The sequence below is a fragment of the Lentzea guizhouensis genome, from assembly GCF_001701025.1.
GTDB lineage: Bacteria > Actinomycetota > Actinomycetes > Mycobacteriales > Pseudonocardiaceae > Lentzea > Lentzea guizhouensis.
This window is the reverse complement of the sequence record NZ_CP016793.1, coordinates 6,267,436-6,287,134: the sequence shown is the minus strand read 5'-3', so window position 1 is coordinate 6,287,134 and position 19,699 is coordinate 6,267,436. Positions and strand designations below refer to the sequence as shown.

Genomic DNA, 19,699 nt, shown 5'->3' with positions numbered 1-19,699 from the left:
GGCGACGGCGGCGGCAGGCACCGCGCGGGATGAGCCGCGCCGTGCCTGCCGCCGGGTGGGGATGCCGCGAGATCAGATGGTCACCGTGGTGCCGTCGAAACGGGTGACCGAGAAGCGGTGCCTCTCGTTGAACCACGACTTCTGCTCGCGGAGCAGCTCGATCGCCAGACCCTCGCCCAGTTTCGCCGACTGGACGAAGTCCGACCGCCAGTGCACCCCCGCCATGTTGCGGCCGATGCCGATGTTGGCGGCCAGCTTGTTCAGCTCACCACCGACGGTCAGCCGGTCCGCGTCCGCGCCGGTGTACGGGACCAGCTCCGCGCCGGTCTCGTCGGCCTGCACGGGGTCCGGCACCGGGGCCGTCTCCTCGTGCCACGCCTTGAGGATGGTCGCGCAGGCGCCCGCCGCCGTGGCGTGCCCGGCCGCGTAGGACGGGTGCGTGGGCGATCCCTCGGGGAACGCCTGGGGCAGCAGGTAGGAACCGAACTTGGCGAACACCCGGTCCACGGCGTCCGACTCCAGCACCTCGCGGTCGAGGAACTCGTACTCCCGCCTGCCCGTGATCCGGTTGTGCACCCTGGCGCAGAACGCCTCCGGGCGCAGGCGCCGGTGCACGTACCACTTCTGGAACCACGCCGCCCGCAGTGCCCTGTTCGCGACCTCGGTCACGAGCGAGAGCAGGTGCGGGATGCCGAACGTGCTGAACCCGAGCTGTGTCTTCGAGTCCACGTACGGGTTTCCCGCGTCCGTCGGCACGTTCTGGTAGTGCATGATCAGTGCGGCGTTGATGAACGCCTGCGCCGGCGTGGGACCCGCGTCGTAGTGCACCCAGTGCGTGAGGTCCCTGGGCGTGGCGATGTACCGGCGGTTCACCTGGTCGCGCTCGGTGGCCGCCAGCGACCTGTTCCAGCCGTTCTGCAACCGCACGTACGTCTCGAACGTCGTGGCGTAGTCCCGGTTGGGCTGCACCGTGTCCTGGCGCTGCTCGAACCGGTAGGTGCCGAACTGGACGGGCTGGTAGAAGAACTGGGAGATGAACGGACCCACGTGGTCGCCCGGCGTGTCGCCGCGGAACACGAAGTCCGGCTCGATCCTGCCGTCCCGCTTGGCCGCCCGGTAGTCCGACAGCCGGCTCAGGTCGTCCGCGGCGGCACCGACCAGGTGGTCGTCCGCGAACCTGGTGAAGGGCACGTCCCTGCACAGCGCCATCCAGTACAGCTCGGTCGCCTCGGCGGACAGCTCCGGCGAGTCCATCCGCGGTGCGGGCGGGATCGTCATGCTGTTGCTCGGCGGCCCGACCGCGTCGACCGCGAGCCCCGCCTGCGGGTTCGTCAGCGGACGCCCCTCGGCGAGGACGATGCGGTCGATCTGGTCGGGGTCCTCGCTGAGGAGCGCCCTCAGGTAGGCGCGGTACGCGGGGTCGACCTCGCCGAACTCGTTGTGCGACAACCCCTTGCTGTAGCTGCCGAGGTAGTTCGGGTAGAGGTTCTCCTCGCCGTTGCTGATGTGCATCACCGGCAGGGCGTCCGCGTCGGATCTGGTCGTCCGATCCGCAGGTGGGGTCATGTTCTCGTCCTATCTGGCCGTTCGCGCGAACGGTCCTAGTCGCGCGGAGCGCCGCCACCACCCTGCTGGCCGTCGACGACGACGCGGCCGAGGCCGTTCTCGACCACGACGCGGGCGCCCGGGATGACCCGGCCGTTGTCGTCGATCGGCTGGCCGCCCAGGTTCACGCGGAAGCGCGGACCGGCCTCCGACATGTGCCAGTGGCGCCACTTCCAGCCGTCGGCCGCCTTCACGGCGAGCGCGCTGGAGTACAGCGGCTGGTGCTCCTTGTGGTCCGCGCGCGTGATGATGACGTCGCCCTCCTCGTTGACGAGGCCGAGCGTCTTGGTCGCGATCGCCTGCGTGGCGAAGATCGTCTTGACCTGGCTGTCGGTGCTCGTGGGGAACAGCGTGGTCAGGTACTCCCGCATGTTCTCCCGGCCCGTGATCTTCAGCGGGCGGCCGTTCACCGCGACCAGCTCGTAGGTGGTGAAGTCGTCGGCGATGGTGTTGAGAATGTAGTCGACGTCGCCTCGCGAATAGGCCACCTGCAGGTCGGCCAGGAATCCGCGAATCTCAAGCTCGGCGGCGGCGTCGGACTCGAAGACCTCGCCTTCGCCGGAACCACCGGAACTACCGAGGAGGCCGCGCGCGAATTCGCTCAGCTGCCTGCCGAAATCCTGGATCTCAGTCACAATCAACTCTCCGATCAATAGTGTCGCCAGCCGACCGACCGTAGCGACGGACTGCTCTTCCTCGGTGTCTGTTTTAGTCATCGACAGAGGGTGGCGACTTCTCCTCTGTTGCTGTGAACCCATTCCAGCAGCCGTGCGGGCCACTGCCGTCTTCTCCCTTGCTCGATTTCACCCGACTTCCCCGCAAGGGATGAGAAGGAGTCGGAGCTGATCAAAATTACTGTCCCTGTAGTCGGTCGGCGCATTCGGCAATCGGGGAGAGAGAAGTCGATGGAAGAACACGTGAGCGGATACCTGCCACCCATGCGTTCTCGTGGACCCGAGTTCCGGTTGCGGCGCCTGACCCACGACCCCGCCGGCGCCGGGGACGGGGCGATCTCCCCCGACGGCGCCCGGTTCGTGGCCTCGTCGCGGCGTGCCGGGTCGCTGAACCTGTGGTTCTACGAGATCGCGACCGACCAGTGGCACCAGGGCACCCGCGGGGCGGGCGACGACATCGAGGCGCAGTGGTCGCCGGACTCCAGCTGCCTCGCCTTCACGTCGTCGCGCGGCGGTCACAAGGCGGTCTGGCTCTACCGCTCGCGCGACGGCCGGATCAGCCAGCTCACCCACGCCGACCACGAGGAGGAGTACCCGCAGTGGTCTCCCGACGGCACGCAGATCGCGTTCGCCGGCGGGCCGTGGGGACAGCGCCACTTCTACGTCGTGCCCGCCAAGGGAGGCAGGCCCCGGCCGGTGACCGCGACGCCCGGCCGTGCGGGTGCCTGCTCCTACCTGCCCGACGGGCGTGCGCTCGTCTGCCACTCCTACGACACCGGCGCCGGGGCCATCTCCGTGTTGCCGCTCAACGGTTCCGCGCCGACGCAGATCACCGACGGCGCGTGGGACTACAAGCCGGCGGTGTCGAGGGCGCACCCGGTCGTCGCGTTCTCCCGCAGCTTCGAGGGCCGCTCGGTGATCTGGGTGCAGCGGCTCGACGGCACCGGCACGGGCCGGGCGCTCGTCACGGAGGCCGCCGACGACCGGTGGCCGAACTGGACGGCGGACGGCCAGAACCTGTTCTTCCACCGGCTGGTCGACCGCGGTGTCGGTGTCTGGGTGCTCGACCGCCGCACCGGCGCGGTGCGCCATGTCGTCGGCGCCGAAGAGCAGCCCCGGTACGGCTCGCTGAGTCCTGACGGGACGAAGCTGGTGTACGCGGCGGAGGACTCCGGCCGGTCGGTCGTGAAGGTCCGCGACCTCTCCGGAGGACCGCCCCGGCTGCTCCCGCTCGGCGAGGCGGCGTTCCCCACGTGGTCCCCGGACGGCCGCTCGATCGCTTACCTGGCCCGGCATCCGGCCCGGCCCCGCTGGGAGATCGCCACCTACGACCTGGCGGGCGGCGAAAGTCGCGTGTGGACCCGCGGGATCGCCTGGCTCAAGGGCATGCACGGCCCGCTCGACTTCTCGCCCGACGGCACGCGGATCGTCTTCAAGTCCGACACCGAGCCGTTCGAGGCCGACCTGTGCGCGCTGGACGTCCGCACGGGCGAGGTGCTCAAGCTCACCGAGGACCCGTGGTGGGACGAGGCACCGTCGTGGACGCCGGACGGCAGCGGCGTCGTGTTCATGTCGACCAGGGGTGGTGACTGGACGTGGGGCTTCTACCGCCTGGACATCGGCACCGGCGAGATCACCACGCTCGCGGGACCGGACTACGTGGAGCGCAACAACCCCCGACTGCTGCCCGACGGCACGCTGCTGTGCTCGCTCGTGGCCTCCGGCGCGGAGGAGCTGCACGAGCAGCGGCCCGACGGCCTGGCCCGCGTGCTGTCCGGAGCCGGGCCGTCGGTCCGCTACCCGGTGCCGTCGCGCGACGGTTCGTTGGTCGTGTTCACCCGGACGTTCCGCACGGTCGAGTACTGGCTCGCGGAGAACGTGTGGGCCCCCGACTCGCCGATCGCCGACCTGGCCGGTGACCGTCCGGACAGGACGGATTCACCGCAGCCGCCGTGGAGCATGGGACCGGTGCGCAGCCCGGTCGACACCCGGCGCAGATGACGCATGTGAAGCCCACCCGGTCGGGTGGCCCGCCCCCTTCCCCCTGACGCACGAGGAGAACCCGCATGCCCAGCAACTCCACCGACCCCGGCCGGCTGTCCGAGGCGCTGCCGGCCCAGAACAAGATCTACGACACCGCCGCGGGCGCGCTGTGGCACCTCGCGGTGTACGGACCGGTGCACGAGGGCCGGGAGTTCACCAACATGGCGGGTGCCGCGCTGCTCGACAGCATCGGCACCGAGTTCAGGCTCGGCGCCGGGCACCGCGTGCTCGAGCTGTGCTCCGGCACCGGTGAGGTCTGCCGGTACCTGGCGGGCCGGTTCGACTGCCAGATCACCGGGATCGAGCTCAACGCGTCCCAGCTCGAGCACGCCAGGACCAAGCACCGGCAGTTGCCGGCGAGCGTGCAGAAACGGGTCCGCTACCTGCGCGGCGACGTCAACACGTGGATGCCGGACAGGTCCTACGACCTCGTCGTCGCGGTCGACTCGCTGGCGTTGATGAACGATCCCGGTGACGCGCTCGCGGTCGCGCACGCGGCGTTGCGGCCCGGCGGGCACCTGGTGTTCGCCGACATCCTCACCGGCCGCGAGCTGAGCGACCGGGTGCGCGGCACGGCGTGGGAGTACGACGGCATCCGCCCGTTGCCGCAGCCGGCTGACACCGCGGAGCTGTTGAGCCACCTGGGTTTCGTCGACATCGTGCACACCGACATCTCGACGGCGGCCGTCGACTGCTTCCGGATCATCTCCGGGGCGCTGACCGTGCGGCAGCGCGCGATCCAGGACGTCTGCACACCCGAGGAGTACGCGCACTGGTGCGAGTCGACCGAGTTCTACCTCGACAGCTTCGTGCGCCGGGAGCTGTCGTACGGCCGGTTCACGGCGCGCCGCCCGGCCCAGGACGACTCGTGATCGAGTTCCTGCGCCGCGAACCCGTGCTGCTGCAGGCCGCGTTCCTGGCGCTGGTCAACCTGCTGGTCGCGTTCGGGCTGGTCGAGCTCACCGCCGAGCAGACCGGCGCCCTGGTCGGTCTGCTCGCCGCCGCACTCGGGCTGTGGGCCCGCCAGCTGGTCACGCCGTTGTCCACGTTGAGGGAGAGACGGAAGGAGAAGCCGTGAGCACCCGGATCCTGCCTCCGCTGCCGACCGGCCTGGTCGACTTCGGCAACCGCGGTTTCCGCACCTCCAACCCCGTGGCGCGGGCGTTGCTGGAGCGGCGCGCGGCGGCGTTCCTGCTCGGCTACAACACCCTGCGGCGCAACGGGATCGAGGAGCTGGCGAACCGGCTCGACGGCTGCCCGCTCGACGACCTGGGCTTCGCGTACGAGGGTGCCGCGTTCGCCGCGGCCGCGCACGACCTGCTGCGGCCTGGTCGCGGCAGCCCGTTGCTGGACGCCATGTTCGCGCTCGCCGGTGACCGCTACCCGCACCTGATGCACGTCGGCGCGGGCTGGGTGGGGCTGGTCGCGCGTCCGTCGCTGGTGCTGCGGAAGGCGCGGCTCGACCCGTTGCTGCGCTGGCTCACCCTCGACGGCGCCGGGTTCTCCCGGGCGTTCCTGCGCGGGAAGCGGTGGAACGCCCGGTTCACCCGTGCCGCGTGGTCGGCCGAGCCCGCGCACACCGTGCTGCACCAGGGCGTCGGCCGGGCCATGTGGTTCATGGAGTGCGCCGACCCCGCCGCGATCCGGCGGCGGATCGCCGAGTTCCCGCCGCAGGCGCACGCCGAGCTCTGGTCGGGCGTCGGGCTCGCCGTCTGCTACGCGGGCGGCGCCGACGAGGCGCTCGACGACCTGCCTCGCTCACCGGCCGAACCGGTGGCCTCGCCAGGGAGCGGCCTTCGCGGCGGTGCGCGGCGGGCCGGCCACGTTCCCGCCCACACCGCGACCGGCGTGCGCGAGCTGGCCGGGGTCTCGGTGACCGAGGCCGTCGAGTGGACGGTCGTGGCGGCGCACGAGGTGTCCGCCGGTGACCTCGACATCGCCGCGTACCGCCAATGGCAGCACCTCATCCGCGACCGCGCGGCCCGGCACGTCTGACCCACGTCACACACTTCGGAGACATCGCCATGACATCACCCACGGTCCCCAAACCCCGTGCCGCGAGGCTGCTCCCGGCGGTGGTCGCGGCCGCGCTGCTCGTCGCCACCGGTCTCGCCACCGCCCGGCCGGAGCTCTCCGACAGCGACTGAACCAGGCCCCGCCGGACGCGCGGAGCCTGCGGCAGGTCGGCCCGGACGTCGAGCACATCCGCTCGTGGATCTCCGCCGTCGGTGCCGCGGCCGGCCTGACCGACCACGACGGCAACGGCAGGTCCGACGACGTCTGCCTGGTCGACCCGCGCGACGACTTGGTGCGGCTGTTCCCCGTGCCCGGCACCGGTGACCGGTTCGAGCCCGAGCTGCTCGTCCCCGAGCAGGACTACGACGACACGATGGCGCCGATGGGCTGCGTGCCGGTGGACCTCGACACCGACGGCGACAGCGACTACGTCGTGCACTACTGGGGCCGCTCCCCCGTGCAGTTCATCAACACCGGCTCCGGTTTCCGCGTCGTGGAGCTCGTCGAGCCGCGGCAGGTGTGGAACTCCACCACGCTCAACGCCGGTGACGTCGACGGCGACGGCAACACCGACCTGCTGGTGGCGAACTACTTCCCGGACAACGCCAAGGTGCTCGACCCGGACGCGGGGCCGGACGAGCGGATGCGGATGCAGGACAGCATGGCGCGGGCGCTGAACGGCGGCACGAACCGGCTGCTGCTCTCCCGGCCGCGCGGGGCGGACCAGGCGCCGGAGTGGACCGACGCCAGTGCCGCCCTCCCGCCGGAGGCCGCGCAGGCGTGGACGCTCGCCATCGGCATGCAGGACCTCACCGGCGACCACCTGCCGGAGATCTACCAGGCGGAGGACTTCGGGCCGGACCACCTGATGGTCAACCTGTCGACCCCCGGCGCCGTGCGGTTGCGGACGGTGACGGCCGACCGGGATCTCGTCTCGCCGAAGTCGACGGTTCTCGGGCACGACTCGTTCAAGGGCATGGGTATCACGTTCACCTATCCCGACGGCGCGGAGATGCCCACGATGGTGGTCAGCAACATCACCGCGGAATGGGGTCTGCAGGAGAGCAACTTCGCTTTCACGCCGACCGGCCCGGGAACGGACCTGCTTTCCGGCGAGGTGCCCTTCATCGACCGCGGCGAGGAACTCGGACTGGCGCGCAGCGGGTGGGGGTGGGACATCAAGGCCGCCGACTTCGACGGTGACGGAACCGACGAGATCATGCAGGCCACCGGATTCCTCAAAGGCGAGAACTGGCGGTGGGCGCTGCTGCAGGAATTGGCGCTCGGAAACGATCAGCTGCTCCAGTACCCCGCCGCGTGGCCGCGTTTCGGGCCGGAGGCCAATCTCTCCGGAGACGACACGAACCCGTTTTGGGCCCGAACGGCGTCAGGTCGCTACGCCGACATGGCGAAACATCTTCATCTTGACGAGGCCGTCAACACCCGAGGTATAGCGATTGCTGATGTCAACGGCGACGGCCGGCCGGACGCCGTCCTCGCGAATCAGTGGCAGGACTCCCGCCTGCTGCTGAACACTTCGGTCTCACAACCCCGCCAGACGGTGCTGAGCCTGCACCGGCCCGGCGCGGGAGGTTCGATCACGCCGGCGATTGGCGCGCAGGTCGTCGCTCAAGCCGACAACCGGCCCGCACAACGCTCTCAGCTTTATCCGGCGAATGGCCACACGGGTGTCTCGTCCACTGAACTGTTCTTCGCCACCGGTTCCGGCGAAGACGCCGAATACACGATCAGCTGGCGGACCGCTTCCGGACCGCGAACCGGAACGATCACACTCCCGTCCGGCAGCCATTCCTTATTGCTCGGCGATGACGGAAAGATCACCGCAGTGTAGTCAATTCAAGTGGTGACACCCGGATGATCCAGCGAAACTGCCCAGTGCGTCACTCCTACGGCGCATCTGGGCTTTTCGTTGTGACTTTGCGTGAGTTGGATCAATAAAATCCTGCCCGAAAAGACCAGAACCGCTGGAGGTAACGTATCATTCCACCTGAGGGCGAACACCGATCACACAATTGATCAAGCACGAAGGCGTACCGACCGAACGGGCGAGCACACCTTACTTCTCGATCACCACAATCCCGACAAATAGCAAGATCGCGACTACCCCCCGCGTGCTCACAGACGGTTAGCTCAGGTTGACAACAAAGAAGAGTGCCAACCGTCGTTCGACATCTGCTCCGTCACGTCCACATAGCCGAGGCTCTCGCTCCGCTGCCAGCGCTCCTGGCCCCGGCAGCACCACGCGCAGGGCAGGTGCCGAACATTCGCCGCGGATGGGGTCATCCGCGTCGGGGGCTTTGTTCGGGCTTTGACCAAGGGGCAGGAGACTCACCTTGAAAGGCCATTCCTCAATCCACTGGCGAACAGAGGCGAACTGCCTCAAATGCGACAAGATCGGACTTTGCTCCACCGTCGGCCGATGCCTCGCGGAAAGCACGGGAGCAGCCCGGATCACCTCGGTCGCCAAGGCGGTGGACTACATGATCGAACATCTTCCGGAGCCCATCCAGCTCAGCGACGTGGCTCGCGCGGGCACACTGAGCCCGTTTCACTTCCACCGGGTTTTCCGGGATGTCACGACCACCACGCCGGCCCGGTTCCTCACCTCGCTGAGAATGGCGGAGGCCCGCCGGTTGCTGTTGGTGACGCCAAAAACGGTGACGGATGTGTGCACCTCGATCGGGTATTCCAGCCTGGGCACGTTCATCAGCCAGTTCGGCAAACTCACCGGTCTGTCGCCGCGGCGGTTCCGCTGCGTGGTCGAGCAGATCGGGAACATTCCCGTGGAGGCGCTCGTCGAGGCGGGGCCGGAGCCGGCGGCGGCCTCCGGGCCGATCGGGGCCGTCACCGGCCAGAACGGCGAGCGCTGCCACGCGTTGCTGGGACTGTTCCGGCTCAACCGGCCGCAGGAGCTGCCGTCGATGTTCACCGTCATCGCGACGAACCGTCTCGTGGCCCTGCCGCCGGTGCCGGACGGTGACTACGAGCCGATCTCCGTCGCCGTCGGTCCTGGCGCCACCGTGCGCGACGTCCTCGCCACGCCGATCGGCGTGCTGGGCCGCGTGGGGTTCGGCCTGTCCCCCGTGAACGTCCTCGGCGGCCGGTGCCGCCACCCGTTCCAGGTCGCCCTGCGCAGACAGCGGCGCTTCGACCCGCCGATCGAGTTCACCCGGCCGTTGTTGTCGCTCGCACGCCGGCGCGTTCTGCGCATCTCCCACTCCACTCCCGCCATCGGGTGACGCTGCCCCCGTCGCGGACCTCCGCCTTGCCCCCGCGGAGCGCTGACCTTTGACGGCAACGAGAAGAGCGGGGTGGACGGCCAGGCCGCCCACCCCGCTCCGCCGGTGCTCAGATCAGGAGTTCATCCAGTTGGTGCGGGTGCAGAACTGCACACCCGGCTCGTCCGCGATGTTGTCCTGGTTGGTGTCCACCTCGGCCTCGTGGGTCGAGTAGATGTCGAGCGAGTTGACGTCGATCTTGCCGTCGCCGTCCCAGTCGACCAGCTTGCCCTTGAACGTGCCCGTGATGTAGGCGTTGGCCATCGGGCCGGTGGGGGTGTCGAGCGTGCCCAGGATGCTGTTGCCGGGGAACAGGATCTCCTCCAGCGAGCTGCCGCGCATCGTCTCGAAGTTGATGTAGCCCCACGTCTGGACGGCGCCGCGGACGTAGCGGATCGCGGGCTTGCCCTTGATCTCCATCAGCGGGTCGGTCGTCCACTCGCCGGACCGCTTGGCGGAGACCATCTCGTTGCGGTGGCCCAGCGTGTCGTTGTCCGCCTGGCCGGACAGGAAGATCGGCCGCAACCCGCGCGACTCGAAGAAGAAGCTGCCCCGGCCCGCGCTGGCGTGGTTGGTCACGCCGCGGAACAGGAAGTTCTCCACGTGCGGGGTGCCGTCGTCGTGCAGGCCCGCGAGGTTCTTGCTGATCACGAGCTGGTGGTCGCGCGTGGCCGAGTTCGGGCAGGCGTGCGCCTGGCCGTAGCTCCGCGCGAGGCCCTGGGGCGCCAGGGAGATCTTGCCCCAGTGACGGCCGGTGTCGTCGAGCCGCACGTACACGTCGACGTCGATGTTGAGCAGGATCGTCTCGTCGAACGTGCGGTCCGGGTCCTGCTTCCACGAACGGCTGTCGAACGCGGGCAGCCCCGTCGTGAGCTCCGAGGCGAACAGGCGGGCCCACTCGCCGACGTCGGCGTCGTCGTCGTTGACGAAGCTCTGCAACGCCTTCAGCGCCCTGGGGCCGCCGATCTTCTCGAGCGCCCACAGCGCGTTCCAGCGCACCTCGCGCACGCTGTCGGTCTTGACCGCCTCGGTGAGCAGGTCGACCGCGCCCGGCAGCCCGCGGTCCACGTACTGGAACAGCGACTGCTCCCGGATCATCGGGTCGCGGTGGTTCAGCGCCTCGTGCGCGACCTGCTCGTCCGTGCGGACGTCGAGCCGGATCGCGGTCCGCTTCAGGAACTCCCCGAAATCACTGTTGAGACGCGCGGGGTCACCCTGGAGGTAGTGATCCCAGACAGGAGCCTGTGCCTCTACACCGCTTACCTGTCCCAGATCGACAGACTCAAGTGCCATGCCGGTCATCCTTTCCGAACCGCTCAGCAACATTGGCTTCCAACTGCGGACGCAAGTAAGCCCTGACCAGCTAGAACTACGCACCGGCCAGCTACTCGACAATCCGTTTCTGCTGCTCCGAAAGGCCGCGGTCTACCACGGTGCACAACGGAGACTCACGTTGAGGACTTTTATCCCGGGTGAGCGGATGAATTTCCAGGACCGCTCTCCAACGCTGACTCCACTAAAGCTGGGATCAGAGCACCAGTCAACGGCGTACGCCAATCGAGCAATCGAGCGTAAAAAGGCCCGGAAATGGCCGTTATGCCAGCTCGCGGGTGCCGTCGCGCAGCCGGTTGGTGACGCCCGAGCGGTCCAGCAGCTCGAGCAGCGGGACCGCGGTGCGCCGGGTCGTGCCCCAGGCGCGGCGGGCCTGGCTGACGGTGAACGGCGCGGTGAGGCCGCGCAGCACCTGAGCCGCCCGCTCGCCGGTGTCCGGGAGCACGACGACGCCGGGTGCCAGCTGCAGGAGCCTGCCCGCCCGGACGGCCGCCGCCAGTTCGGGAGGGCGGAGGCCGGCGTTGGCGAGCTGGAGGGCTTCCGGCGCTCGGAAGGGGTTTTGGCGCAGGGATTTCGTGAGGGTGACGAGGGCGGCCTCGACCGAGTCGGGCAAGGGCGGGCCGGTGGTGCGGTCCTCTGTGGACAGCCCGGCCGCGCGGAGCAGTTCGCGGGTGATGTCCGGGGACGGGAGTGACAGGCGGGAGGTGAGGGCGGGCAGCGGGATGGCCGGTGTCAGGGGCCTGTCGGCGCGCCAGGTCGCGACTTCGTCCCGGATGCGGGTGGTGAGAGCGGCCCAGGTGGCGGGATCTGCACGCCAGTGCCGGCCGTCGGGACGGGCCGCGGCAGCGCCGGTGACCGGGTCAGCGGTGACCGGGTCAGCGGTGGCCGGGTCAGCGGTGGTGACGCCGGTGATGCCTGCAGCGGTGGTGACCGGATGGCTGCCCACGAGATGGCCGGACACCGGGAGCCCCACGGCCCCGAAGTCGCTGTGGCGCAGGAACCGCTTGCGCCGCAACAGGTCTGCCGCCAGTCCGGCCAGCACGGCGGAGGACAGCGCACCCCGGGCCGGGACCACCGGCACGGCGGTCTCCCCACCCCGCGGCGCACTCGGCCGCCCGGCCACCAACGCCAGCAGCTCCGCTCCCCTCCGCGCGGCCGCTCCCCGCCGGGTCAGCTCCTCGGGCACCACGTCCACCACCACCGCCCCGGCCGGTGGCCCCGCCCCTCCCGGATCCCGTACCACCACCCGGTCCCCAGGCCGCACAGGCACTTCCCGCTCGGCCCGCAACCGCGCCGCTCCCTGTCCCAGCGCCCGCACCCGCACCGGCACCGCGGCCGTGCCGACGTGCAACGTGGAGGCGGAGCCCGGCACACCTCGCCACACCACGTCGAACTCCGCCACCGCCCGCCACACCTCGGCCACCAGCGCGTCTCCCCTGCACACGTCCACGTGCCCGCCGGCCAGGTTCACCGCCACCCGGCGCACCGGACGTGCGACCGCAACCGGGCGTTCGCACACCTGCAGCCCCCGCACGCGCAGCGACTGCCCCGTGCGCACGCACCTCAGCCGGTCGCCCAGCCGCAGCGAGCCCGCCGCGAGCGTCGCTGTGACGACCGTGCCCGCGCCGGCGACCGTGAACGACCTGTCCACCCAGAGGCGGATGTCCGCGCCGGCGTCCGCTGCCTCGTCCTGGCCCGCCACCAGGGTGTCCAGGCCGTGCCGCAACGGGACCAGGCCGTCACCGGACACCGCGCTCACCGCGAACGCCGGGATGCGCTCCAAAGAGGTCCCCGCGAGTGCACGGCGTGCGGCCGCCATCACGGGACCGGGGTCCGCGCGGTCGCACTTCGTGATCGCCAGGACGCCGGAGGCGGTGCCGAGGGCGTCGAGGGCCGCCAGGTGTTCGGCCGACTGGGCGGACCAGCCCTCGTCGGCGGCGACGACGAACAGGACGGCCGGGGCCGGCGTCGCGCCCGCCAGCATCGTGGACACCAGGCGGCGGTGGCCGGGAGCGTCCACGAAGGACACCTCCAGGCCGCTCGGCAAGCGGGTCCAGACGAAGCCGAGGCCGATGCTCATGCCGCGGGAGCGTTCCTCCGGCCAGCGGTCGGGTTCCCTGCCGGTCAGCGCCCTGACCAGCGCCGACTTGCCGTGGTCCACGTGGCCCGCGGTCACGATCACCGGCATGGCGGGTCCGCGGCGAGGATCAGGCCGGCGAGGGTCTCGTCGTCGGCCGGGTCGACGGTGCGCAGGTCCAGCAGGCAGCGGCCGGCTTCGACGCGACCCACCACGCGGTGCGCGCGCAGGAGTGCGGCGAACCGTTCCGGCAGCGCACGGCACGGCTCGGCAACCGCACGCCCGGCGCCGCACCGCCACCCACCACCGCGACGGACTCGACCACCTCGGCGTCCGGCAGGACAGCGGCCAGGCGGACAGCGCGCCGGTGCAGCGAAGCGACGTCCGCCGACAGCATGGCCAGCACCGGCGAAGGGCTGCGCAGCGTGGCTTCCAGAGCGGCCAGCACGAGCTTGCCCGCCCGCATCGCGCGGGCCGCCGGATGACGGCGCAGCGATCCGACCAGGGTGTCGGAGCCGAGGAGCAGACCGGCCTGGGGGCCGCCGAGGAGCTTGTCGGCGCTCGCCGTCACCAGGTCCGCGCCGGCCCGCAGGACCGTGGCGGCGTCGGGTTCGCCGGGCAGCCGGGGGTCGGGGGCGAGCAGGCCCGAGCCGATGTCCACGACCACCGGAACGCCGCAGCCGGCGAGGGAGGCGACGCTCGCGGACGACGTGAAGCCCTCGACGCGGAAGTTCGACGGGTGCACCTTCAGCACGAAACCGGTGTCCGGCCCGATGGCCGAGAGGTAGTCGTGTGCGGTCGTGCGGTTGGTGGTGCCGACCTCGCGCAGCCGGGCTCCTCCCGCGGTGAGCAGGTCGGGGAGGCGGAACCCGTCGCCGATCTCCACCATCTCGCCGCGGCTGATCACGATCTCCCGCCCGGCCGCCAGGCCCACCGCGCACAACAGCAGGGCGGCGGCGTTGTTGTTCACGACGTGGACCGCACCGGCATCCGGCACGGCCGAGCGCAGCGCCGCCAGCGCTCCCCTGCCGCGCGCGGCCCTGCGGCCGGTGACGAGGTCGAACTCGACGTCCGTCCACCCCGAGGCGGCGAGAAGAGCCGAACGGGCGGACGGGGACAGCGGCGCGCGGCCGAGGTTCGTGTGGATCAGCACGCCGGTGGCGTTCAGCACCGGTTGCGCGCCCAGCCGGGACAGTGCGGCCAGGACGGCACCGGGCACCTCGGTGGCGCTCAGGCGGCCGGCCCGCGCCTCCTCCTGGGCGGTGTGGATCGCCGACTTCACCGCCGCACGCCCGTGCACCGCGACGGCCTCGCACAACGGGGGCGTGGCCAGCAGAGCGCCGGTGCTCGGGATCGTGCGCCGCGACATGAGAGCCTCCACCGTCGGGATGTGGCGGAGGCGGACGGGAATCGAACCCGCCGGCGACAGCTCCTGCCGCCCGTCGGTGTTGAAGACCGCGCCGGCCACCAGACCGGTGACGCCTCCCCGGCGCGTTCCAGGATCGGCAAGCCAGCGGAACATCGACTTCTCCTGGCTTGCCAAGGTCGGACCATGACGAGGCTGACCCAGACCGCCGCGGGCGGCGGCTGCGCGTGCAAGATCCCACCCGGCGAGCTCGAGAGCCTGCTCGCCAAGGCACTCCCGGCGTTCCCCGGACTGCTCGTCGGAGCCGGGGACGACGCGGCGGCGATCCGGATCGACGGGGACCGCGCCGTGCTCTCGACCATCGACTTCTTCACACCGGTCGTCGACGACCCGCGCGACTGGGGCCGCATCGCCGCCGCCAACGCGCTGTCGGACGTCTACGCGATGGGCGGCGACCCGGTCCTCGCGGTGAACCTGCTGTGCTGGCCGCGCACCAGACTGCCGCTGGAGCTCGCCGCCGAGGTGCTGGGCGGTGGCGCGGAGATCGCGGCCCAGGCCCGCTGCCCGGTCGCGGGCGGGCACAGCATCGACGACCCCGAACCCAAGTACGGCATGGCCGTCACCGGCATCGCGCACCCGGACCGCTTGCTGCGCAACGACTCCGGCACGCCGGGCACACCGCTGTCGCTGACCAAGCCGCTCGGCATCGGCGTCTTGAACACCCGGCACAAGGCGACCGGCGAGGTGTTCCCCAACGCCGTCGCGACCATGGTCACCCTGAACTCCACCGCGTCCAGAGCCGCCGTCGCCGCCGGAATCCGGTGCGGCACCGACGTCACGGGCTTCGGCCTGCTCGGCCACGTCCTGGAGGTCGCGCGGGCGAGCGACCTGACCGCGGTGATCGACATCGCCGCCGTGCCGATGCTCGACGGCGCCGTCGAGGCGGCCGAGAAGGGCTTCGTCAGCGGCGGCACGCGACGCAACCTCGACTGGGTGAGCCCCCGCACCGACCTGGCGGGGACGGACGAGATCACCGCGCTCCTGCTCGCCGACGCCCAGACCTCCGGCGGTCTGCTGCTGGCGGGCGAGATCCCCGGCGCACCGGTGATCGGCGAGCTCGTCCCCCGGCGCGAGCACCTCGTCGTGCTCCGCTGATCTGTCCGGTTCGCCCGGTTGAGCCGATCGGGTGCCCTCATTTGACAAAAAGAATTGTCAAATGAACGATGGCCTCATGGGAGGCGGCATCCACTACCTCGGCGAACCGGGCGCGATGGCGGTCGTGCTGGCGCCGCTGCGCAGGCAACTGCTGGCCAGGCTGCGTGAACCCGCGTCGGCGACCCAGCTGGCGGCGGCGCTCGGCCTGCCGCGGCAGAAGGTCAACTACCACCTGCGGGCGCTGGAGACCGCCGGCCTGGTCGAGCTCGTCGAGGAACGGCGGCGGCGTGGCTGCGTGGAGCGCATCGTGCGCGCGAAGCCCGGCACGGTCGTGGTCGATCCGACGGTGCTGGGCCATGACGACACGGCGGGGCTCAGCCGGATCCAGGACCAGTACGCGGCGGAACACCTCGTCGAGGTCGCCGCCGCGACGGTCCGCGACGTCGCGCGGATGCAGACCGAGGCGGACGAGTCGGGCAAGCGCCTGCTCACCTTCACCGCCGAGACCGGCGTGCGGTTCGCGAGCCCCGCCGACGTGCACAGGTTCACCGAGGAACTGACCGAGGCGCTGCGCGAGATCGCGTCCCGGTACGACACGCCGGACGGCCGCCACTACCGGGTCGTGGCCGGCGGGCACCCGAACCCCGGACCAGTACAGACGGACGACCAAGGAGAGAACCGATGAACGACGTCCAGCCCACCGCGACCCCGCGGCTGGAGGTCCGGGTGGCGACCACGATCGGCGCCGCCTGGCACGCGCTGCGGGACAAGGACGTGATCAGGCAGTGGCACGCGTGGCAGACCGGCGAGCTCGAAGCCGAGCTCGACTCGATCTACTTCACCGACGTCGTCGAGGACGAGGCGACGCACACCCTCATCCCGAACGGCGGTGACAGGTTCGAGCTGCACGAGGACGGCGACGGCGTGCTCGTGGTCCTCACCCGTGCCCCGCTGAGCGGCGACGCCGAGTGGGACGCGTACTACGACGACGTCACCGCAGGGTGGATCTCCTTCCTGCAGCAGCTGCGGTTCGCGCTCGAACGCAAGCCCGGCGAGGCGCGCCGCACCCTGTTCTTCGGCGATCGGAGCACGTACTCCGGGACCGTGGTCGAGCGTCTCGCGCTGGACGGGGCGGGCGAGCCCGGCAGCCGCTACACCGCGACGCTCGCCGGCGAGCCGGTCGAGGGCGAGGTGTGGTTCCGGTCGGAGCACCAGCTCGGCGTCACGGTCGACTCGTGGGGCGAGGGCCTGCTGGTCGTCGCCGGCACCGGCCCGTCCGCGACCGACCCCACCGGCACGTCGATGGCGCTGGTCAGCACCTACGGTCTGGCTGACGACGCGTACGCGCTGCTGGACAAGCGGTGGTCGCAGTGGTGGGCGGAGAACACCGGCAGCTGACCCGGCGCGTCACCACCCGCCCCGTTCGGCGATGCCGCGCACCAGCGTCGCGTTCAGCGGGTCGTCGGCGTCGAGGTTGGACGCGATCACCTCGCACAGCATCTCGTCGGTCCCGCCGCCGATCCGGGTGAGCCGGAGGTCGCGGTACATCCGGGCGAGCGGGAACTCCTCGGTGTACCCGCGCCCCCCGAACGCCTGCAGTGCGGCGTCGACGGCGTCGGCGCAGTCCCTGGCGGCGATCAGCTTCACAGCGGCCACGGCGGAGTGCGACACCTCTCCGCCGGGGCCGGGAGTCGTCGCCGCGTCGAGCAGTGCGTCCACCGCCTGCACCCGCGCCCAGTGCCACGCCATGCGGTGCCGCAGGGCCTGGTGGTCGAACAGGCGGGCGGTGAAGGCGGTGCGCTCCCGCATGTGGGCGATGGCGAGCCCCATGGCCGCGCGGGCGGTGGCGACGAGCCCGGCAGCGGCCGCCAGCCGTTCGAAGTCGAGCACCCGCAACAACTGCACGAGCCCTGCACGGGGGTTGCCGACCACGGCGGCATCGGCCACGTCGAGGTCGAGGACGGCCGTGTCCGCCGACTTCACGCCCAGCGTCGGCACGAACCTGGCCACCCCGGACAGAGGGACCAGGAACAGCCCGAACGACCGCGCGTCGCCCGTTCGCGCCAGCACCAGACCGTGGGTCGCGCGGCCCGCGTTGGTGACGAAGCACTTCGTCCCGCGCAGCCGCCACCGGCCGTTCTCCCGGCGGGCGGACGTCGTCACCGCCGGCACGTCGGAGCCGGCACCGGGTTCGGTGACCGCCGCGCACCCGATGACGGTCCCGTCGAGCGCGCCCTCGACTACCTCCTCGTGCCCGCCCGCGCGGTGCAGGGCGTGCAGAAAAACCTCGCTGTGCAACGAAACCGCGAGTGCCGCGCCTCCGTTGTGGACGGCCAGCTCCTCCACCAGCACCCGTGCGAGCGCCAGCCCGCCCACCGGTCCGAGCGCCCACCGGTCGCGGAACACCCCCACCGCCCCGAGCGCGCGGAACAGCTCGCGCGGCAGGTGCCCGTCCTGTTCCCAGGACGGCATGTCGGGCACGAACCCGGCGACGACCTGGCGGACCTTCGCGCGGTAGTCGTTCATCCCACCTCCCGCAGCACGTCGAGATCAGCGCACACCTCGGCCGCGACGCTGCCGACGTCGCGCGCAGCCGTGCGCACGACGTGCCACCGGCCGGCCACCGCCATCGACAGCAGATGCCCGCGCACCGCGCTCTGGTAGCTCACGAAAGCCTTCTCCGGGCTGGACGTCCCCGCGTTCTGCGGCCCCAGCTCGCCGGGGTTCACCGTCGCCATCCTGCGCGCGGCGGCGGTGGCCACCGGCGTGTCCAGCAGGAACACCAGGTCCGGCCGCCGCACGGGGGCGAACAGCGGCAGGATCTGGTCGGGCCGGTCGAAGTCGCCCCGCGCCCGCACGCCTCCCGCCGCGATGCGCGCGACGAACTTGTGGAACCACCCGTCCGCCACGACCACGTGCCCGCGCTCCAGCGCCGGGGTGATCACGCACCGGTCGACGAGCGCGTAGTAGCTCGCCCTGATCAGCACCCAGTGGGGGTCGCCGAGCCGGAAGTACGGGCCCCGCAGCGACATCTGCTGCAAGGCCCGCAGCCCGTCCAGGTACTCGGCCACGAACGGATCGTCCGGCTCGACGGCGTTGTGCCGGACGAGACGGACCACATCGGCTCGTCGGCGCAGCCGGGCCGCCACCGCCGCCGCCGTGCTGGACTTGCCGGACCCGTCGATGCCCTCCAGCGCGATGAACACCGGGGTCACCCGCCGGTCCGGCGGTGCGGCTGAGCCCCACCGGACGTGAGCAGGTCGCGGGCCTCCTCGATCGGGAAGTCCGCGTCGAGGTACGCGCCCAGCCGGATCCAGTCGTGCCCGATCCGCAGCGTCGCCTCCCAGGCGTCGCCCGAGTCGAACGACGCCGGGAACACGTCGGCCCGCACCAGTTCCCGCACGCCGTTGACCAGCTCGTCGAGCTGCTCGGCCCACGTCTCCCAGTCGTCCCCGGCCAGAGCGCGGTCCACGACCGCGGCCTGCGCGGCCACCTCGTCCGCGACGACCGACGCCACTTGGGCGACGATCGTCGCGTCGGGAGGCAGGGGGTTCATCCCGCACGCGCTGAGCAAGGCGCGGCAGGCGTGGTGCAGCAAGCGGAACCCGCTGGTGCGCGCCACCTCCCGCTGCCCGCCGTCGAGCGCGCCGGTCAGGTCCTCGCGGGCGTTCTCGACCATGATGTTGGACCAGACCTGGGCCATCCCGGCCGCCGCGAACCGCCTGGCGGGCAGCGGGACCAGTGCGAGGTGCCCGTCCGCGGTCCCCCCGGCGAGGTCCAGCACCGGCATCCGCGTGGACGGCGGTGGGGTGACCGGATCGGCCGGCGCCCACGGCTGCGCCGAGGCGATCGACCGTTCGGCCAGAGGTGACCAGGCCGCACCGGTGGAACTCGGCCAGCGCGTCACCCGCGGGCCCGCCGACCGGCCGGCCCGGCGTGATCGACCGCCACGCCCGTGCGGCGTCCGCACCGAGCACGAACACGTCCGACCGGTCCCGCACCACGTGCAGCCGCTCCCCTATGGGCCAGGTCGTGACACCGCGCCGCAGCCCGAGCACCACCCGGTCCGGGTCGGCGGGACACCCGGTGACGCCGAAGTCCGCGACCAGCGCGGCGCGGTCGGAGAGCGATC

General features: G+C 71.2%; 17 protein-coding genes, 1 tRNA gene and 1 pseudogene. 10 read left to right on the top strand and 9 right to left on the bottom strand.

The genetic code is table 11. The features are described from left to right. Positions 1–72: 72 nt before the first annotated feature. Positions 73–1,566, bottom strand: a complete 1,494-nt coding sequence (locus tag BBK82_RS30795; protein WP_065918116.1) for a phosphatase PAP2 family protein — start codon at positions 1,564–1,566, stop codon at positions 73–75. A gap of 35 nt (positions 1,567–1,601) precedes the next feature. After that, positions 1,602–2,321, bottom strand: a complete 720-nt coding sequence (locus BBK82_RS30790; RefSeq protein WP_218920381.1) for a nuclear transport factor 2 family protein — start codon at positions 2,319–2,321, stop codon at positions 1,602–1,604. A gap of 189 nt (positions 2,322–2,510) precedes the next feature. Between BBK82_RS30790 and BBK82_RS30785 the strand changes: the two genes are divergently transcribed. The 7 genes from BBK82_RS30785 to BBK82_RS30760 all read left to right on the top strand — a co-directional run bounded on the left by BBK82_RS30785 (position 2,511) and on the right by BBK82_RS30760 (position 9,598). Further along, the gene (locus BBK82_RS30785; protein WP_065918114.1) at positions 2,511–4,280 is read left to right on the top strand and encodes a PD40 domain-containing protein; all 1,770 of its coding nucleotides are present in this window, start codon (positions 2,511–2,513) and stop codon (positions 4,278–4,280) included. A gap of 65 nt (positions 4,281–4,345) precedes the next feature. Continuing rightward, the gene (locus BBK82_RS30780) at positions 4,346–5,194 is read left to right on the top strand and encodes a class I SAM-dependent methyltransferase (protein WP_065918113.1); all 849 of its coding nucleotides are present in this window, start codon (positions 4,346–4,348) and stop codon (positions 5,192–5,194) included. Continuing rightward, complete coding sequence (locus tag BBK82_RS30775) at positions 5,191–5,400, top strand: hypothetical protein (RefSeq protein ID WP_218920380.1); 210 nt, start codon at positions 5,191–5,193, stop codon at positions 5,398–5,400. Before BBK82_RS30780 ends, BBK82_RS30775 begins: the two co-directional genes overlap by 4 nt. Further along, positions 5,397–6,317, top strand: a complete 921-nt coding sequence (locus BBK82_RS30770) for a DUF1702 family protein (protein ID WP_065918112.1) — start codon at positions 5,397–5,399, stop codon at positions 6,315–6,317. Before BBK82_RS30775 ends, BBK82_RS30770 begins: the two co-directional genes overlap by 4 nt. A 29-nt stretch (positions 6,318–6,346) precedes the next feature. Beyond that, complete coding sequence (locus BBK82_RS55860) at positions 6,347–6,469, top strand: hypothetical protein (protein ID WP_257785393.1); 123 nt, start codon at positions 6,347–6,349, stop codon at positions 6,467–6,469. Between the two features lie 161 nt (positions 6,470–6,630). Continuing rightward, the gene (locus BBK82_RS30765) at positions 6,631–8,190 is read left to right on the top strand and encodes an FG-GAP repeat domain-containing protein (protein ID WP_218920379.1); all 1,560 of its coding nucleotides are present in this window, start codon (positions 6,631–6,633) and stop codon (positions 8,188–8,190) included. 649 nt (positions 8,191–8,839) lie between these two features. Further along, entirely contained in the window at positions 8,840–9,598 is a 759-nt protein-coding gene (locus tag BBK82_RS30760) for a helix-turn-helix transcriptional regulator (RefSeq protein ID WP_083268911.1), read from the top strand. Positions 9,599–9,712: 114 nt separating this feature from the next. Here BBK82_RS30760 and BBK82_RS30755 read toward each other — a convergent pair whose 3' ends face one another. The 4 genes and pseudogenes from BBK82_RS30755 to BBK82_RS30740 all read right to left on the bottom strand — a co-directional run bounded on the left by BBK82_RS30755 (position 9,713) and on the right by BBK82_RS30740 (position 14,532). After that, positions 9,713–10,930, bottom strand: a complete 1,218-nt coding sequence (locus BBK82_RS30755) for a HEAT repeat domain-containing protein (protein ID WP_065918110.1) — start codon at positions 10,928–10,930, stop codon at positions 9,713–9,715. A 301-nt stretch (positions 10,931–11,231) separates the two neighbouring features. Beyond that, positions 11,232–13,157 (bottom strand): selenocysteine-specific translation elongation factor, encoded by a 1,926-nt coding sequence (locus BBK82_RS30750; protein ID WP_065918109.1) that lies wholly within the window; start codon positions 13,155–13,157, stop codon positions 11,232–11,234. Continuing rightward, positions 13,148–14,415 (bottom strand): annotated as a pseudogene (gene selA, locus BBK82_RS30745) (L-seryl-tRNA(Sec) selenium transferase). Before selA ends, BBK82_RS30750 begins: the two are co-directional and overlap by 10 nt. A gap of 22 nt (positions 14,416–14,437) precedes the next feature. Next, positions 14,438–14,532, bottom strand: a tRNA-Sec gene (locus BBK82_RS30740). 66 nt (positions 14,533–14,598) lie between these two features. On the opposite strand from BBK82_RS30740, the gene selD reads away from it, so the two are divergent. The 3 genes from selD to BBK82_RS30725 all read left to right on the top strand — a co-directional run bounded on the left by selD (position 14,599) and on the right by BBK82_RS30725 (position 16,965). After that, positions 14,599–15,567, top strand: a complete 969-nt coding sequence (selD, locus tag BBK82_RS30735; RefSeq protein ID WP_065918108.1) for a selenide, water dikinase SelD — start codon at positions 14,599–14,601, stop codon at positions 15,565–15,567. A 61-nt stretch (positions 15,568–15,628) separates the two neighbouring features. Next, positions 15,629–16,252 (top strand): helix-turn-helix domain-containing protein, encoded by a 624-nt coding sequence (locus BBK82_RS30730; protein ID WP_218920378.1) that lies wholly within the window; start codon positions 15,629–15,631, stop codon positions 16,250–16,252. Continuing rightward, positions 16,249–16,965 (top strand): SRPBCC family protein, encoded by a 717-nt coding sequence (locus BBK82_RS30725; protein ID WP_065918106.1) that lies wholly within the window; start codon positions 16,249–16,251, stop codon positions 16,963–16,965. The genes BBK82_RS30730 and BBK82_RS30725 overlap by 4 nt, the downstream gene beginning before the upstream one ends. Positions 16,966–16,974: 9 nt before the next feature. On the opposite strand, the gene BBK82_RS30720 is transcribed toward BBK82_RS30725, so the two are convergent. From BBK82_RS30720 to BBK82_RS51850, 3 genes are read right to left on the bottom strand one after another with little or no spacing between them, the layout of a single operon-like run. After that, complete coding sequence (locus BBK82_RS30720) at positions 16,975–18,093, bottom strand: acyl-CoA dehydrogenase family protein (RefSeq protein WP_065918105.1); 1,119 nt, start codon at positions 18,091–18,093, stop codon at positions 16,975–16,977. Then, positions 18,090–18,782, bottom strand: a complete 693-nt coding sequence (locus tag BBK82_RS30715; protein ID WP_065918104.1) for a dTMP kinase — start codon at positions 18,780–18,782, stop codon at positions 18,090–18,092. Before BBK82_RS30715 ends, BBK82_RS30720 begins: the two co-directional genes overlap by 4 nt. Further along, complete coding sequence (locus BBK82_RS51850) at positions 18,779–19,474, bottom strand: hypothetical protein (RefSeq protein ID WP_170067988.1); 696 nt, start codon at positions 19,472–19,474, stop codon at positions 18,779–18,781. The genes BBK82_RS30715 and BBK82_RS51850 overlap by 4 nt, the downstream gene beginning before the upstream one ends. Positions 19,475–19,699: the final 225 nt, after the last annotated feature.